General features: G+C 65.7%; 16 protein-coding genes and 1 pseudogene. 5 read left to right on the top strand and 12 right to left on the bottom strand.

From position 1 onward, the window contains the following. The 7 genes and pseudogenes from JWP60_RS00780 to JWP60_RS00750 all read right to left on the bottom strand — a co-directional run. Positions 1–124 (bottom strand): annotated as a pseudogene (locus tag JWP60_RS00780) (electron transfer flavoprotein subunit beta/FixA family protein); the annotation flags it as partial. Continuing rightward, complete coding sequence (locus JWP60_RS00775) at positions 121–1,278, bottom strand: CoA transferase (protein ID WP_299785418.1); 1,158 nt, start codon at positions 1,276–1,278, stop codon at positions 121–123. The gene JWP60_RS00775 and the pseudogene JWP60_RS00780, both read right to left, overlap by 4 nt. Before the next feature lie 31 nt (positions 1,279–1,309). Then, positions 1,310–2,185, bottom strand: a complete 876-nt coding sequence (locus tag JWP60_RS00770) for a CoA ester lyase (protein WP_299785414.1) — start codon at positions 2,183–2,185, stop codon at positions 1,310–1,312. Between the two features lie 91 nt (positions 2,186–2,276). Beyond that, the gene (locus tag JWP60_RS00765) at positions 2,277–3,161 is read right to left on the bottom strand and encodes a MaoC family dehydratase N-terminal domain-containing protein (protein ID WP_299785412.1); all 885 of its coding nucleotides are present in this window, start codon (positions 3,159–3,161) and stop codon (positions 2,277–2,279) included. Between the two features lie 9 nt (positions 3,162–3,170). Beyond that, positions 3,171–4,382 (bottom strand): acyl-CoA dehydrogenase family protein, encoded by a 1,212-nt coding sequence (locus JWP60_RS00760; RefSeq protein ID WP_299785410.1) that lies wholly within the window; start codon positions 4,380–4,382, stop codon positions 3,171–3,173. A gap of 120 nt (positions 4,383–4,502) precedes the next feature. Further along, positions 4,503–5,399 carry an IclR family transcriptional regulator gene (locus JWP60_RS00755; protein ID WP_299785408.1) on the bottom strand — a complete coding sequence of 299 codons (897 nt, stop codon included), beginning with the start codon at positions 5,397–5,399 and terminating at the stop codon, positions 4,503–4,505. Positions 5,400–5,441: 42 nt separating this feature from the next. Then, on the bottom strand, positions 5,442–6,410 hold the full coding sequence (locus tag JWP60_RS00750) for a tripartite tricarboxylate transporter substrate binding protein (protein WP_299785406.1): 969 nt from the start codon (positions 6,408–6,410) through the stop codon (positions 5,442–5,444). A 163-nt stretch (positions 6,411–6,573) separates the two neighbouring features. Here JWP60_RS00750 and JWP60_RS00745 point away from each other — a divergent pair, with 163 nt between their 5' ends. The 3 genes from JWP60_RS00745 to JWP60_RS00735 are packed head-to-tail and all read left to right on the top strand — an operon-like array spanning position 6,574 to position 7,610. Further along, positions 6,574–6,948, top strand: a complete 375-nt coding sequence (locus JWP60_RS00745; protein ID WP_299785420.1) for a fumarylacetoacetate hydrolase family protein — start codon at positions 6,574–6,576, stop codon at positions 6,946–6,948. Between the two features lie 22 nt (positions 6,949–6,970). Further along, positions 6,971–7,045: a hypothetical protein gene (locus JWP60_RS00740; protein ID WP_299785416.1), complete on the top strand. Its 75-nt coding sequence runs from the start codon at positions 6,971–6,973 to the stop codon at positions 7,043–7,045. Continuing rightward, positions 7,026–7,610 (top strand): fumarylacetoacetate hydrolase family protein, encoded by a 585-nt coding sequence (locus JWP60_RS00735; protein WP_299785404.1) that lies wholly within the window; start codon positions 7,026–7,028, stop codon positions 7,608–7,610. The genes JWP60_RS00740 and JWP60_RS00735 overlap by 20 nt, the downstream gene beginning before the upstream one ends. A 263-nt stretch (positions 7,611–7,873) precedes the next feature. Here the strand turns inward: JWP60_RS00735 and JWP60_RS00730 are convergent, their stop codons facing one another. The 3 genes from JWP60_RS00730 to JWP60_RS00720 are packed head-to-tail and all read right to left on the bottom strand — an operon-like array spanning position 7,874 to position 11,992. Continuing rightward, positions 7,874–9,772: a TRAP transporter large permease subunit gene (locus JWP60_RS00730; protein ID WP_299785402.1), complete on the bottom strand. Its 1,899-nt coding sequence runs from the start codon at positions 9,770–9,772 to the stop codon at positions 7,874–7,876. A 40-nt stretch (positions 9,773–9,812) separates the two neighbouring features. Continuing rightward, positions 9,813–10,814, bottom strand: a complete 1,002-nt coding sequence (locus JWP60_RS00725; protein WP_299785400.1) for a TRAP transporter substrate-binding protein — start codon at positions 10,812–10,814, stop codon at positions 9,813–9,815. Positions 10,815–10,846: 32 nt separating this feature from the next. Then, positions 10,847–11,992 carry a mandelate racemase/muconate lactonizing enzyme family protein gene (locus JWP60_RS00720; protein ID WP_299785398.1) on the bottom strand — a complete coding sequence of 382 codons (1,146 nt, stop codon included), beginning with the start codon at positions 11,990–11,992 and terminating at the stop codon, positions 10,847–10,849. A gap of 44 nt (positions 11,993–12,036) precedes the next feature. Here JWP60_RS00720 and JWP60_RS00715 point away from each other — a divergent pair, with 44 nt between their 5' ends. Continuing rightward, a complete protein-coding gene (locus JWP60_RS00715; protein ID WP_299785396.1) occupies positions 12,037–12,729 on the top strand; it encodes a FadR/GntR family transcriptional regulator in 693 nt (230 codons plus the stop codon). Between the two features lie 442 nt (positions 12,730–13,171). Here JWP60_RS00715 and JWP60_RS00710 read toward each other — a convergent pair whose 3' ends face one another. Together JWP60_RS00710 and JWP60_RS00705 are read right to left on the bottom strand one after the other, a co-directional pair. Then, a complete protein-coding gene (locus tag JWP60_RS00710) occupies positions 13,172–13,543 on the bottom strand; it encodes a LysR substrate-binding domain-containing protein (protein ID WP_299785394.1) in 372 nt (123 codons plus the stop codon). After that, positions 13,533–13,877: a hypothetical protein gene (locus JWP60_RS00705; RefSeq protein WP_299785392.1), complete on the bottom strand. Its 345-nt coding sequence runs from the start codon at positions 13,875–13,877 to the stop codon at positions 13,533–13,535. Before JWP60_RS00705 ends, JWP60_RS00710 begins: the two co-directional genes overlap by 11 nt. Before the next feature lie 200 nt (positions 13,878–14,077). Between JWP60_RS00705 and JWP60_RS00700 the strand changes: the two genes are divergently transcribed. Continuing rightward, positions 14,078–14,524, top strand: a complete 447-nt coding sequence (locus JWP60_RS00700) for a helix-turn-helix transcriptional regulator (protein WP_299785390.1) — start codon at positions 14,078–14,080, stop codon at positions 14,522–14,524. Positions 14,525–14,635 lie beyond the last annotated feature (111 nt).

Here is a 14,635-nt window from a genome sequence, read left to right as displayed (position 1 = left end):
CGATCTCGTCGAAGGGGTTCATCGACATTTTCACGTTCGCGATGTCCACACCCGTGTTGTCCGACTTGACGCGGACCTTCACGTTGTAGTCCACCACCCGTTTCACCGGGACCAGGACCTTCATGCTTCCGCCTTCGCCGTGGTCGGCAGCCAATCCGCCGTGTGCTGTCCCAGCTTCGGGGCCGCGGTGCGGTAGGCGGGACGCTCGCCGTCGAACGTGAGCGGCAGACCCACGCTCGGGAATGCGCCTTCGGGGCCTGACTGCAGGATGCCCAGCGCCAGGGTCTGTGGATCGGTGACGACCTGCTCGATCGTCTGCACCGGCGCGTTGGGAACGTCGGCCGCATCCAGCAGCGCGGCGAGTTCCTTGTTGCCGAATCCGGCAGCGAACGCCTCAATCACCGGCAGCAGTTCGTCCTTGTTCGTCACGCGGCTGCGGTTGGTCGCGAAGCGCTCATCGCTCGCGAGCTCCGGTCGTCCCATGGCCCTGGCGAGCTTGGCGAACAGGTTGTCGTTGCCCGCGCCGATGACGAGCCACCCGTCGCGGGTCTTGAACGCCTGGTAGGGAACGATTCCCGCCGCGCCCGAGCCTTGCGGCAGCTGCGGCTTGCCACTCATCAGCTGGCGACAGACGGGCGTGGCGGTCCAGGCCAGCGCCGTCTCGAAGAGGGAGGTGCGGATGTGCGTCCCCTGCCCGGTGCGGCGCCGCTCGATCAGCGCGCCCATGATGCCGATGGCCCCCCACATGCCGGAGCCCATGTCGACGATCGAAACGCCGACGCGGATCGGCGGACGCTCGACACTCTCACCGGTGATGCTCATCATCCCCCCATAGGCCTGCATCAGAGGGTCGTAGCCGGGTTTATCGGCCATCGGCCCGACGTGCCCGAAAGCGCCAATCTCGCAGTACACCAGAGAGGGATTGGCCTGGCGCAGCGCAATGGGGCCGAGCCCCAGCTTCTCGGCGGCGCCCGCACGCATGTTGCAGATCACTGCGTCGGCCTTCTCGAGGATCAGGTCGCGCACGGCTGCGCGCTGGGCCGCATCGCGCAGATCCGCCGCAACGCTTTGCTTGTCGCGGTTGAACGCGGTGAAGTGCGGGGCCGAGCCGGCGTGGAAAGGGGGGCCCCAGCCGCGGGCGGCATCGCCGCCTTCCGGGGTTTCGACCTTGATCAGCTCCGCGCCGAGCGACGCAAGGATGAAGCCGGTGTAGGGGGCGGCCACGCTGTGGCCCAGTTCCACCACGGTGAACCCGGCCAGGGGTTGGGAATGCGACATCGAAACATAACTCCTTGGGAACTGGCCGCCTTCAGGCAGCCGCGGCGCGGGTGAGCAGGCGGTAGGCGCGATCGGCCACCGGCTTGTCCACCATCGCTCCTTCGAACAGCACGGCGCCGGCGCCGCGCGCCATGCCTTCTTCATACCCGGCGACCAGGCGGCGGGCCCGCTCGAGGTCCGCCTCCGAGGGGCCGAACGCCGCATTGAGCAGCGGCACCTGCGCCGGGTGGACGCAGGAAGCACACGCGAAGCCGAGCGCGCGCGAGCGCTTCAGCATCGCGCGGTATGCATCGCTGTCGGCGACGCCGGCCACGCTGGCCAGCACGCCCATCGGCAGGATGCCGGCCGCGCGCGCAGCGTGCAGGCCCAGCATCTTCGCAACGTACAGCGCGTCGGCGATCGGCTCCGCATCCAGGTCCGTCGCGAGGTCTTCACCGCCGACGGCCAGGGCCACCATGCGCGCGTCGGCGCGGGCGATCGCGTTCACGTTCTCCACGGCCGCCGCGGATTCCACCAGTGCGAGGAAGCGCGTGTGGCCGATGCGCAGACCCAGTTCCAGTTCGCGCGCAGTGACGACTTCGGCCAGCAGGCGGATGTGCTCGGGCCCCATGACCTTGGGGATCACGAGGCCCGTTACCGCCGCACCCACGGCCGCGGCGATGTCCTCCACCGCCCAGTGCAGCTCGCGGTTGATGCGCACCAGCACGTCGGCCCCCGCCTGGCCCACCGTCTGGGCGGCCTCGGCCAGGCCACTGCGGGCGGATGCCTTCTCCGCCGCGGCCACCGAGTCCTCCAGGTCCAGGATGATCGCGTCGGCGCCGCGCGTGTGTGCCTTGGCGACGAAGCGCTGCGCGTTCGCCGGGCAGAACATCAGCGAGCGCCAGGCCGGCGGGCTGCGCGCGATCACTGGATGACCTCCACCAAGCTCCGCACTTCGTGCTGCGCCTGCCCCCTGCGAAAGCGGAGGGGGCGAGCGCCGTCAGGCCACCGTGCGGCGCTCATGCCTGGTCCTCGAATTCCAGCGTGCAACCGGCGGCGAGCGCGCCCTGCTCGTCTCCAGCCCAGGCTTCCACCGTGCCGCCTTCCATCGCGCGGCCCGCCACGGTGAGCTTGCCGCCCACGAACAGGGGCTTCACCAGCCTGGCCCTCAGTCCTTTGAGCCTGCGGCCGCCGCCACGCTTGAGGGCTTCGTCGATCACCATGTGCACCGTCAGCGCGCCGTTCATGACGCAGCCGGGATAGCCCTCCACGCGGCGCGCGTAGTCGGCGTCGTAGTGAATGCGATGGCCGTTCCAGGTGAGCGCGGAATAGCGGAACACCAGCACCGGGTCCATCTCGTAGTCCGCGCTCCAGGCCGCATCGGCCGGCACAGCGGTCGGCGCTGCGGCGCTGGTCTCACCCGTCGGGGCGTCGCGGTACACGACTTCCTGCTGCTCGATCACGATCGGCTCGCCTCTCACCTCGACGGTGTGGCGCACTTTCAGGAACACCAGCGTACCGCTGCGCCCCTGCTTCTGCTCGATGCCGACGATCTCGGACCGCTTGCATGCCTGATCGCCCACGCGCAGCGCGCCGGGAAAGCTCACCTTGCGGCCCACGAACATGCGACGCGGCAGCGGAACAGGCGGCAGGAAGTCGCCTTTTTTCGGGTGGCCGTCGTGGCCGATTTGCGAGCGGCGCGCGTTGGCGGTGAAGAACATGGAGTACCAGTGCGGCGGGATCCCGCTGCCATGCTGGAACGCCATGGGGTCGAGGTCCAGCATGGCGGCCATGCGGCGCACCGCAGGCAGCGTGACCTCGTCTTCGATGCTCATCGACTTGCCGATCCAGCCGGCGAATTCGGCCGCGATGTCGCGCACGGGCACGGAGACTTCAGCTTTCATGCGCGCTCCTCAATACGACCGCGGCAGCCCCAGCACGTGCTGCGCGATGTTGGCCAGGATCAGGTTGGTCGACACGGGGGCAATGCGCGCCAGTCGCGCCTCGCGCCACTTGCGCTCGACGTGGTACTCGCGGGCAAAGCCGAAGCCGCCGTGCGTCTGCATGCACGCCTCCGCGGCGTTCCACAGCCCTTCGGCCGCGAGGTAACGCGCCATGTTGGCCTCGGCACCGCACGGCAGGCCGGCTTCGAACAGCGCGGTTGCGCGGCGCACCATCATGTCGGCCGCTTCCATCTGCACGTGCGATTGCGCGATCGGGAACTGGATCGCCTGATTGGCTCCGATGGGGCGGTTGAAGACCACGCGCTCCTTGGCATAGGCGGTGGCCTTGCGCACGAACCAGCGGGTGGACCCGATCGCCTCGGCGGCGGTGATCATGCGCTCGGCATTCATGCCGTCGAGGATGTACCGGAAGCCCTTCCCCTCCTCGCCGATCAGCGAGTCCGCGGGGATCTCCAGGTTGTCAAAGAACACCTCCGTCGCATGGTGGTTCACCATGGCCTTGATCGGCCGGATGGTGAGACCGCGATCCAGGCACTCGCGGATGTCGATCAGGAAGGTGGAGACGCCGTCGACCTTGTTCTTCACGTCGGAGGCCGGCGTGGTGCGGGCCAGCACCAGCATCAGGTCGGAATGCTGCGCGCGCGAGGTCCACACCTTCTGCCCGTTGAGGCGATAGCCCTTGTCCGTGCGCTCGGCACGGGTCTTCAGCTGGGTCGTGTCCGACCCGGTGGTGGGCTCGGTGACGCCAAAGGCCTGGAGGCGCAGCTTGCCGGATGCGATGCCGGGCAGGTACTTGCGCTTTTGCCCGTCGCTGCCGTGGCGCAGCACCGTGCCCATGATGTACATCTGCGCGTGGCCGGCGGCGGCGTGGCAACCGGCGGCGCAAATTTCCTCCATGATGACCGCGGCCGCGCGCAACGGCAGGCCGGAGCCGCCGTATTGCTCCGGGATCAGCGCGGCGAGGAAGCCTGCCTCGGTCAGCGCGTCGATGAACCCGGTGGGATAGGCCTCGCGCTCGTCGAGCTCGCGCCACCAGTCATCGGGGAAGTCGGCGCAGACGCGGCGCACGGCCTGGCGGATGTCGGAATGGTCCTCGCCGAGGTATACGGCGATCTGGTCGGGCGTGACGGCGCCGTCTGTTCTGGTTTCGGAGGAGCTCATGATGCGTGCGACGTTGTGTGCGGCGTATGCTAGGAGCAATCTCCCACGAGAGCGCATGCGCAGGGGCTCCTGCCCTGACATATCAACCGGCTGATACGAGCGCGCCTTGCGCGCGGCAACTCACGAGGTCTTGACGACTTGGTAGCCGGCCTGCGGTGCCTGGAACCGGCGGCGCTCCGCGCCGTGCGCGCCGGGAGGAATGTGCGTCGCGAGTGCTTCGAGCAGCAATTGCATGATCGAGTCCTGCAGCTCGGCACGCTGCCAGGTGTGCACGCCTATGCCGACCGCGAGCGGCTGGTTGCCCACATCCACCGGCACGCGCGCGGCGATCACCGACGAGCCCTGCGTGACGGAATCCTCGCTGAACGCGAATCCCGTGCGGCGGCACTCCTCGATCTCGTTAAGCAGCGACTTGCCGTCGACGGGCGTGGGGAAGTCGAGGTCGGTCGCGTTGACGTTGCGCACGATGCGCAGGACCTGCTCGTCGTCCATCGTGGACAGCAGCACCTTGCCAACGGCGGAGCGGCAGATGGGACGCAGCAGCCCCGGCTTCAGTCCCACGCGCGAGGTGCGCGCCGACACGATGTGGATGTATTGCGCGTGGATGCCGTTCTGCATCCCCAGCATCGCCACATGCCCGGAGCGGCTCGCGAGTCCCTCCATGAAATCGAGCAGGCTGCCTTGGGCGAGCACGCTCTGGTGCACCCACATGCCCAGGAAGCTGACCCGCAGCGTGGGCAGATAGGTGCGCCCATGACGGTCATGCTGGAGGTAGCCGAGATCGCTCAGCCCGTGTAGCAGGACGGAGGTGCTGGATTGCGGGTACCCGAGGCGCTCGGCCACTTCGCCCACCGTGAGTGGGCGCTGCTCCACGGCGAAGAGCTCCAGCACCTCGAGGCTCCGGTGCAACGAACCGACGGACTTGCCATAGGGCAGCTCGGGAGCCACCTGCGTCAGGCGCAGGTCATGCGCATCCTCGGGGGGACGATCCGCGGGGCAATCGTCGGGTGAAGTCACCCCCAAGTCTACTGTGCCGCGGGCAGTCCGCACCGCGGGGACTCAGTCGACTTTGACGCCGGCCTTGCGGACCACCTCGCCCCACTTGGCGATCTCGTCCTTGATCAGTCTGCCGAAGGCTTCGGCCGTCATGGGATCGGCTTCGACTCCTTGCTTCGCGTAGTTCTGCTGGATTTCGGGCGAGTTGACGGCCTCATTGATCGCGGCGTTGAGCTTCGTGACGATCGGCGCGGGCGTTCCGGCGGGAGCGACGATGCCATTCCAGCCGATCGCCTCGAAGCCCGGATAGACCTCGGCCACCGCGGGCACGTTCGGCAGTGCATGGATGCGCTTTTTCGTCATGACGGCAATCGGGTGGACCTTGTTCGTCGCGATGAGGGGCAGCGCCGGCTCGATGCTGCTGAAGGAAACGTTCACCTGGCCGCCCAGCAGGTCAGTCAGGGCCGGGGCGCTCCCCTTGTAGGGGACGTGCATCATCTCGATGCCGGCGACGCTCTCCAGCAGTTCGCCCCCAAGGTGCGCCGGGCTGCCCAAGCCGTAGGAGGCATATGCGATGCGACCCGGCTTGGCCTTGGCCGCGGCCACCAGTTCCTGCACCGTGTTGTACGGCACCGCGTGGTTGCGGATGATGATCAGCGGCACCTCGGCGACCATGCCCACCGCCGTGAACGCCTTCTGGGTGTCGTACGGCACCTTGTAGAGGCTCGGGTTGATGGTGAAGGAGCTCGCCACGTACAGCAGCGTGTAGCCGTCCGGCTGGGCCCGCGCCACTTCCGCCGAAGCCAGCATGGTGTTGGCGCCGGGCTTGTTGTCGATGACGACGGGCTGGCCGAGCCTTGCCTCCATCTTGTACGCCACCGTCCGCGCCAGTCCGTCGGCGCCGCCGCCCGCGGGATAAGGGACGACCAGGCGGATCGGTCGGCTGGGGTACGTCTGCTCAGCGAAGCCGGGCATGGTGAGGGACGTCAGTCCGGCGGCAATGCAGCCCGCCAGGAGCACGCGACGAATCATGAATCTGTCTCCGAATTCGTAGAGAAGGCCGGCATGCTAGGCGACCATGCCGGCGCCCGGAAGGGCTCCGGTGCATTCTTCAGCCGGCTGATAAATGCCCGTTCGAGGCGAGACCAGCCCAGGGGTGCTTAGCATCGCGCGCATCCCCTTCTGGATCGACAAGATGAAATTCCTCAGTTACCGGCGCGACGGCGCCGATCGGATCGGTGCGGTCCGCGGCGACCAGGTCGTTGACCTCACCGATGTGACTCAGTTGTGCAACCTCGGGGAGGCCCTGCGCAAGGTGGGCCCGGAACAGTTGCGCAAGCTGGCTGGCCAAGGCAGTGCCACGCTGGCGCTGGCGGCGGTGGATACCTACCGCCCGGTGGTCGCGGACGCCGAGCGCATCGTCTGCGTCGGCCTGAATTATGAGGAGCACAGGGTCGAGGCCGGGCGCGCCAAGACCGCCTATCCTTCCGTCTTCCTGCGGCTTCCCTCCTCCCAAGTGGGGCACCTGCAGCCCATCGTGGTGCCCCCCCGAACTGCCCGAGGGCCTTGACTACGAAGGCGAGATCGCGATCGTGATCGGCCGCAGCGGCCGGCGCATCCGCGCCGAGAAGGCATCCTCGCACGTGTTTGGCTACGCTCCTTACTAACGACGCGTCCGCGCGTGCCTGGCAGGCGCACTCAACGCAATGGACGGCCGGCAAGAACTTCCCGGCGACCGGATCCTTCGGTCCGCTGCTGGTGACGGCCGACGAAGTCGATGGCCGCGTGCTGAGCCTAACGACTCGCCTGAACGGAGAGGTCCTGCAGGACGCGGATACGACCATGAAGATCTTCCCGATCCCGGAGTTGATCGCCTACGTCTCCACCTTCACAGAGCTGCAGCCCGGCGACGTGATCGTCCCAGCCCGCCCCTCGACGCCGTCGCGCCGATTGACCATCGTGCGGTGGCTCGGTCACTCGATCCGACCGAGCTTCTTGGGCCGATGTGCAGTGGATTGCGAGTGGCTATGGGTCCGGCCCCAGGCCGTTTTGACGGATCCGTCGATCCCGGTGGGTCCGAGCTGCTCGCTGGCTGCACTCGTCGGCGAGCTCGAACTTGCGGTTGCCTTTCCCATCGGAATGGATGGAGACTGCGCAACCGGTCTGCAGGTGCTGATGTTTGACGGCGAGACCCGTCCAGCGGACCTGAGTCGGTTGCCGGGCGTCCGCTGAGCGTCACAAGACTTGGTGTCGCCCGGCGGCATGACGAACTTGCTGCGTCGAAGAGGCTCACGCTAAGTGATGATGTGCAGCGGGCAATCCGGCCAAGCAGCGTGCGACTGAAGGTATTGGATCCGCTGGACGCCATCCAGATCCAGCTTGACTCGAGCACCGCTGCGTGCAGTTCTCGGGCGCAGCAGTTCGACTCCACTGCCACCGTCGGAGCGCCCCCCAGCGGAATCTCGTGGTTTGCGGCCTGCGCTCCCGGTCAGCGCTCAGATCATGTGCAGCAGTTTCGGCACGATCAGGCTGAACCAAGGGACGAACGCCACCAGCAGCAGGCCCACCGCGAGCACCGCCAGGTAAGGCGCCATGTGCCGCGCGGCGTTCTCCATGCTCGTTTCGCAGATCGAGCAGGTCACGAACATGCCGACGCCTATTGGCGGAGAAAAGGCACCGAAGCCCATCGCGATGATCATCACGATCCCGTACTGGAGAGGATCGATGCCGAAACCGGGAGCCAGCGGCAGCAGCAAGGGCCCAAAGATCAGCAGCGCGGGCAGGCCCTCCAGCACCGCCCCCATCACGATCAGCGTCACCACGGTCGCGATCATGAAGAGAGTGGCAGATCCGTGCAGTCCACCGACGAGGGCGGCGATCTGTTGCGGCATTCTGGCCAGCGTCAGCGACCACGAGAACGTGCTCGCAGTGCTCGTGATGAACAACACCATGCCGGCCTGCGCGGCCGTGTTCACCAGCGTGCGCCAAAGCGCCCGAGCCGACAGCGCCCGATAAAAAAGCACCGAGAGCACCAGCGCGTACACCACGGCGGTCGACGACACCTCCGTCGGCGTGGCGATGCCGCTGACGATGCCGCCGATCAGGATCACCGGTGTGATGAGCGCCGGAATCGCGACGACCGCGGCTTGGCGGATCTCGCGCAGCGTAGCCGTACGCGTGGTTCCCGCACGATCGCGCGAGCGAATGTGGATCAGGACCATCAGGCAGAGGGCGATCACCGCCGCTGGTAACAGGCCGGCCACGAACAGCGTCCCGATCGACAGTGATGTCACCGAGGCGAGAACAAGCATGGCGATGCTCGGGGGCACGGTCTCGCCCATGATCGCGCAGGAGGCCAGCACGGCGGCGGTCTCGCCGGCGTCGTAGCGCTCCTTGCGCATGACTTCCTTCATCGTCGTCCCGACGGCGGCCACGTCGGCCACCTTCGAGCCGGAGATACCGGACATGATGTACATGCAGACCACGATCACCTGCAGCATGCCGCCGCGGACACGGTTCACCATGCCTATGACGAATTCGGTGAGCCGCCGGCTCAGGCCGCCTTCCGTCATCACGTAGCCGGCCAGGATGAAAAAGGGAATCGCCAGCATCACGAAGCTGCTGATGCCCGCCTGCAGGTTGATCGGGACGACCGACAGCGGCACCGAATTCGAGGTGGAGAGATACAGCAGGGTCACCATCAGCAGCGCGAATCCGATCGGCACTCCCAGCACGAGCTGCAGCGTGAAGACGGCGAAAGCTGCTGGTAAGGCATACGAGCGGGCTTCGGCTCCGAGCGTATACGCGAGCGCCACGATTGCGCCAAGCAGGACGGCCGTAAAAACCGCCGCGGACACGACGGCGCGGCGCGGCTGCACCCACAGGCGCTTGAGTGCGAACCACCCGAGCAGCGCCATCCCGGCGATCATCGGTAGCGCGAACAACGCCGCCGGCAATTGAAGGTAAGGAGTGCGCTCCTCCCACCGGGAGAGCATCATCTGCCACGCCAGCACCGCGCCGACCACGGCCATGGCAAAGACCTGCCAGCTGCCGAACGCCTCGATGAAGGGATGCCAGCGGCGCGGCAGCCGCTGCACCACGGCGTGCAGCGCCATGTGCTCGTTGCGCGGGTAGGCGATGGCGCCGCCCACGAATGTCATCACGACCAGGGCCAGCTCGCCAACCTCGAGACTCCACACCAGCGAGGAATGGAAGAAGGTCCGGAAGATAACGTTGCCGAACATCGCGACAAGTTCGCCGGCCAAGGCACAGACGACCAGGATCTCCGCAGCTGTCTGGATCCAGTCGGTGCCGTGCTCAGCTTGCGCAAGCAGGTGCGGTGCGACCGCGCGGGCTGGCGCCTGCGCCGTAGGAAGGGAGGTCTTGAGGTCCATGGCAATGGGCGGCGCGTGCCCGCCGCGCTCGCAGAGCTGCTTACTTGACGCCGTCGATCCCGACCAGCAGGTCGGAGAGGCCCATGTTCTTCGCGAACTCAGCGATCACCGGCTTGGTGGTCTGCTTGAAAGGGGCCTTGTCGATCGCGTTGAAGTTCACGTGGAACTTGGATTGCATCTCGGCATCGGCCGCCTGGTTGGCCTCCGCCTCGGCCTTGCGCTCGTACACGGTCGCCTCTGCGGCATCCTTGAGCACCACCTGCTGCAGGTCGGGCGGCAGCTTGTCGAACGTCTTCTTCGACATGAACAGCGGTCGCACGGTGAACTCGTGTTCGGTCCGGGCGATGTAGGGCGCCGGCTCGTAGAACTTCATGTCACGCACGGAGACTGATTCGTTCTCCATGCCGTCGACTACACCGGACTTCATCGCCAGGTAAGTCTCCATGTAGGCGATGGGCGTCGGCACCGCACCGACGGCTTTCCAGACATTCACCTTGAGGGGGCTGGAGACCAGCCGCAGCCGGAAGCCCTTCATGTCGGCCATGCTCTTGATTGGCGCCTTCGTGGACAGCACGTCACGCGCGGAGCCACCCCAGTAACCAAGGATCTTTATGCCCGTCTTGTCCTCGATCAGCTTCGCGTACTGCTTGCCCGGTGCGCCGTCGAGGGACTTCTGCCAATGCGCGTAGTCATGGAACAGGAACGGCAAGGCAAAGAAATCCAGCTCCTTCGCAAAGGTCGAACCGGCCGAAGGGTCCGCCACTGTGAAGTCGAGCGACCCATCCTTCACGAACTGCAGGGTCTGTGCTTCGCTACCCAGGACACCCCCGTTGAAGATGTCGATCTGGATGCGACCCTTGCTGTCCTCCCCGACCCTTTTCGCGAAAAAGGCCAGGCCCTTGTTCCAGGGATGGTCTTCCTTGAAATAGTGGGCCGCACGGAAGGTGAATTGCGGAGCGGCGTAGGCCGATCCGACGAAGGTGCCGAGGAGCGCTGCCGCGGCGATGCCCACGAGGGCCGGAAGGGTCTTGCGGAACTGCATGCTTGTCTCCATGAATGAATGTGGGCGCGCGCTCACCGCACCGTGTAGCGCTCGATGACTTCGCGGTTGATCTCGACGCCGATGCCGGGCGCCTGCGGGATGTCCACCCTGCCCTCACGCATCGTGATAGCGCCGAAGATCAGATCCTGGCGGAAAGGATGAGAAGACTGGTCGTATTCGAGCATCGGCTCGATCGGTTTCAGCGCGAGCGGCGCCGGCGGAATGGTCGCCAGGAACTGCAGCGAAGCGGCTAGGCCGATCCCAGAAGCCCACACGTGCGGCACCACGGGCATGTGCCAAGCTTGCGCCAGTGCATTGATCTTGCGGCACTCCGTGAAGCCGCCGGCGGAGCACAGGTCCGGCTGCAGAATGTCCACGGCACGCCGGGAGATCCACTCGCGAAAGCCGATCTTGGTGAACTCGTTTTCACCCGCAGCCAGGTAGATGCTGGTTAGCGTCTTGAGCTCGCGGTAGCCGTCGACGTCTTCCGGCGAGATCGGCTCCTCGAACCAGTGGATATCCGCGCATTCGATCGCCTTCAGGATACGGCGCGCCGAGCCCACGTTGTAGGCGTGGTTGGCATCCACCATGAGCTTCGGACCATCGCCAATGCCATCGCGCACGCCGAGGATGTAGCGAATATCGTCCTCGACGCCGAAGCCGGTCTTGAGCTTCATCGCCGTGAAGCCCTTGGCCATGTGACGTTTCGCCTCTTCCACCGCATCGGCCGGATAGGACCGGCCTTCGACGCGATAGAAGCCGGTCGCGTAAGGCTGCACGGACGTGCGGTATGCGCCGCCAAGCAGTTTGTGCACTGGCTTGCCGGCAGCGCGCCCAAGACAGTCCCAAAGCGCGATGTCAACGGCGCTGATCGCGTTCGGCACCGCGCCCTTCTGGCCGTACGGGCGCGTCAGGTTGTACATGCGCTCCCAGAGCACATCGACGTCCTGCGGATCTTCGCCGATGAGGATGGGCTTCAGTGCGGACTCGACGATCGTTTGGGCAATCTGCGGCGGCTGCAGGCCATGGCACAGGGATTCACCCCAGCCAGTCACCCCTTCATCGGTGATCACCTCCACGATCATGGTGCCGCGGCGGGTCACCCAGCCCATGGAAAATGAGAAGGGCTCGTCCAGAGGCGTGGACAGCACGTGCGTCTTGACGTCGACGATTTTCATGGCTCAATGGTGGTCTGGTTTATCCGATTTATATTACTTATTTCATGGCCATGTCAATTCGGGTGAACCGCCACAACCACGTGGCGGCGGAGATCGGTCGGCGGGTAGTGTCCGGCTTGTATCCGACCGGCAACGTCCTCCCGCCGGAAGCCCAGTTGCTGGCCGAGTTCGGCGTCAGCCGGCCGGTGCTGCGGGAAGCGATCAAGCTGCTGGAATCCAAGGGCATGCTCGAGGCACGGCAGCGGCGCGGCACTTGCGTGACAGAGCGCAGCGCCTGGAACATGCTCGATGCCGATGTTCTGGGGTGGATCGCACAGTCGGGTGCCGACCCGGAGATGCTGATCCGCCTCACGGACGTGCGCATGATCGTCGAGCCCGGGGCCTGCCTGCTGGCCGCTCGTTCAGGGACTGACGAGGCCTTGCGGAAGGTTGAGGACGCTTACCAGCGCATGGTGACCCACGTGGACCATCCGCAGTTGTTCGTGCAGGCGGACCGCGACTTCCACCTTGCCTTGCTCGCGGCTTGCAACAACGAATATCTCGCGGCCGTAGGCACGACCATTTCGATTGCCCTGACGGTCAGCCTTCAGCGGATGAACCCGGTCCCGAGTAGCAACAGGGACTCCCTCCTGCTGCACGAGCCAATCGTGCGCGCCTTGAAGCGACGCAACGGGGAAGCTGCGGCGCGCGCCAGTCAGCGGCAGATGGAGGATGCCTTGCGCCGGCTGCGCGGGTAAGGCGAGACGGAACTAGCCAGTGGGGCAGGCGACGAGAATCACCCGGTCAGCGTGCGCGTGACCGTGGCGGGGGGTTCTCACGAGGGTGTTGCCGAGGCCATATTGCTCGTGTCGGGCACTTTTCTGAAGCCGGTGTTCGTGACGGGTCAGGCGCTCGAGCCCCCCGCATGGTGGGGCGAACGTTGCAGGTGTGCGATGAAGTGGCGAACCACCGGCTTGAGGAGCGTATCGCTCCCTACCATCACGCCCATGCTGAGCTTCAGGCGTCCTTAACCGGCGGCAAGATGTGCCTATTTCCCTGGCACCCACGGGGTGCTGGGCCACTGCCAGCGGCATCAGGCCAACGTAGTCGCCGCCGCTGATCATGGCCCATGAGCTTCGGGGTGGAACTCGCCACGGCCGCTGCGGGCGGCCTCAAGCCCGCTATGGCGGAACAGATTCTTTACATATCCCGCGGCCCCCGACGCGCTGGTGTAGACCCATTTGACACTGGCCGACGTGAGTTCGCGCCGTGAGCAGCCATGGCGTAGCGGCTGCCCTTGCGCTCCACCACCGCCATCTGCAGCGGAATCAGAAGCTCGGCGACGAATTCGCCGGCCGAGATGCCCGTGGGCATGGGGCCAATCAGGACGTCCACTTCGCCGGCGCGCAGCTTGGACAGTTGGGCAACATAGAGTTCCTCGCTTACCCTCGGGCGGATGTCGGGGAACTCGCCGCATAGGGTGCGCAGCGTCTGCGGCACCAGCAGCAGCATGGCCTGCGGCGGCGCCGACCTTCGAGATGGCGAAGCTAACGTTTGCAGTTCACGCGACATCCCGCGCCTTGCGGAACCTGCCATTCACCATCCGGCCGACCTCTTTGTGGCCTTCGCAGTTCTCTCGGATCAGCCGATCGGGGTTCACGGGGTCCACCGAATAAACGAAGAACCTTGGCGATGGGTTCAACCCGAACACAGCCTGTCGGGAAATACCAGGCCTGGAAAGTGCCCGGCCGAACTTGCGCAAAAGAGGCGCTGCGCGCTGATCGGCCGGCGTGTCATGGACCTTGAGAAGCATAGAAAAGGCATCCAAACGCTGAGTTGGCGGCAGCGTTCCACCTTGGGTATGAACGGGAATCTTCTTTTTTGCGCGCTGCTTCGACTCACCCATATGGCTCTCTTTACAGGACAGAGCGATTTGGAAATGTTACACCCAGGGCGCGGCCCGAGGTCAAGTGCGGCCCCGCGAAGGAGCCGAGCGCCCTTGGTGATGGCATAGACGGAACCACCCGGGAAGCGCACGTCGTCCAGCACCACTCTGCCGATTTGTCACGATGCAACTCCAGGTCGTTAGACACTTATGATCCGCGCATGCCAGACATCGCCAGCACATTGAAGGCCGAAATCTCCCGCATCGCGCGCAAGGAGATCCGCAGCGAGGCCCAGGAATTCCGGAAGGTCTCGACTCAATACCGAGCCCACATTGCAGGATTGCGTCGCCGAATAGACGCTCTCGAGCGCGAGCTCAAGCGATTGGGAAAGCAACCTCGCCAACCTGCGGAACTTGAACGGATCGACGGTGACAGCACGATCACACGCCGCTTTAGTGCCTCTCGATTGGCAGCGACCCGCAAGAAGCTTGGCCTCTCAGCGGCGGACTTCGGCGCTCTGATCGGCGTCACTGGCCAGTCCATCTACAAGTGGGAAGCAGGCGAGGCGCGGCCAAGAGCGAAGCAGATCGAGGGTATCGCGTCCGTGAGAGGTATCGGCAAAAGGGAAGTTGCCGCAAGGCTGCAGGCGTTAGCCAGCGGCAAGTAGAGAGCGGGCAGGCAGACGAGACCAATGGTCAGGTCGCAACGCGCGTCGAGGAAAGCGCAGCGGAGCGATTGACAGGCTCAGGATTCGCGGTAGTCTGGAGTGGAAAGGATG

The organism is Ramlibacter sp. (genome assembly GCF_028291745.1).
In the GTDB taxonomy this organism is placed as follows: domain Bacteria; phylum Pseudomonadota; class Gammaproteobacteria; order Burkholderiales; family Burkholderiaceae_C; genus Ramlibacter.
This window is presented reverse-complemented; position numbering and strand designations above follow the sequence as displayed.

Bases quoted from the DNA above. Each gene is read 5' to 3' on its own strand.
- JWP60_RS00710 (WP_299785394.1), bottom strand. From the start codon at position 13,543: ATGTCGCGTGAACTGCAAACGTTAGCTTCGCCATCTCGAAGGTCGGCG.
- JWP60_RS00750 (WP_299785406.1), bottom strand. From the start codon at position 6,410: ATGATTCGTCGCGTGCTCCTGGCGGGCTGCATTGCCGCCGGACTGACG.
- JWP60_RS00700 (WP_299785390.1), top strand. From the start codon at position 14,078: ATGCCAGACATCGCCAGCACATTGAAGGCCGAAATCTCCCGCATCGCG.
- JWP60_RS00715 (WP_299785396.1), top strand. From the start codon at position 12,037: ATGGCCATGTCAATTCGGGTGAACCGCCACAACCACGTGGCGGCGGAG.
- JWP60_RS00725 (WP_299785400.1), bottom strand. From the start codon at position 10,814: ATGCAGTTCCGCAAGACCCTTCCGGCCCTCGTGGGCATCGCCGCGGCA.
- JWP60_RS00705 (WP_299785392.1), bottom strand. From the start codon at position 13,877: ATGGGTGAGTCGAAGCAGCGCGCAAAAAAGAAGATTCCCGTTCATACC.
- JWP60_RS00775 (WP_299785418.1), bottom strand. From the start codon at position 1,278: ATGTCGCATTCCCAACCCCTGGCCGGGTTCACCGTGGTGGAACTGGGC.
- JWP60_RS00745 (WP_299785420.1), top strand. From the start codon at position 6,574: ATGAAATTCCTCAGTTACCGGCGCGACGGCGCCGATCGGATCGGTGCG.
- JWP60_RS00765 (WP_299785412.1), bottom strand. From the start codon at position 3,161: ATGAAAGCTGAAGTCTCCGTGCCCGTGCGCGACATCGCGGCCGAATTC.
- JWP60_RS00760 (WP_299785410.1), bottom strand. From the start codon at position 4,382: ATGAGCTCCTCCGAAACCAGAACAGACGGCGCCGTCACGCCCGACCAG.
- JWP60_RS00720 (WP_299785398.1), bottom strand. From the start codon at position 11,992: ATGAAAATCGTCGACGTCAAGACGCACGTGCTGTCCACGCCTCTGGAC.
- JWP60_RS00730 (WP_299785402.1), bottom strand. From the start codon at position 9,772: ATGGACCTCAAGACCTCCCTTCCTACGGCGCAGGCGCCAGCCCGCGCG.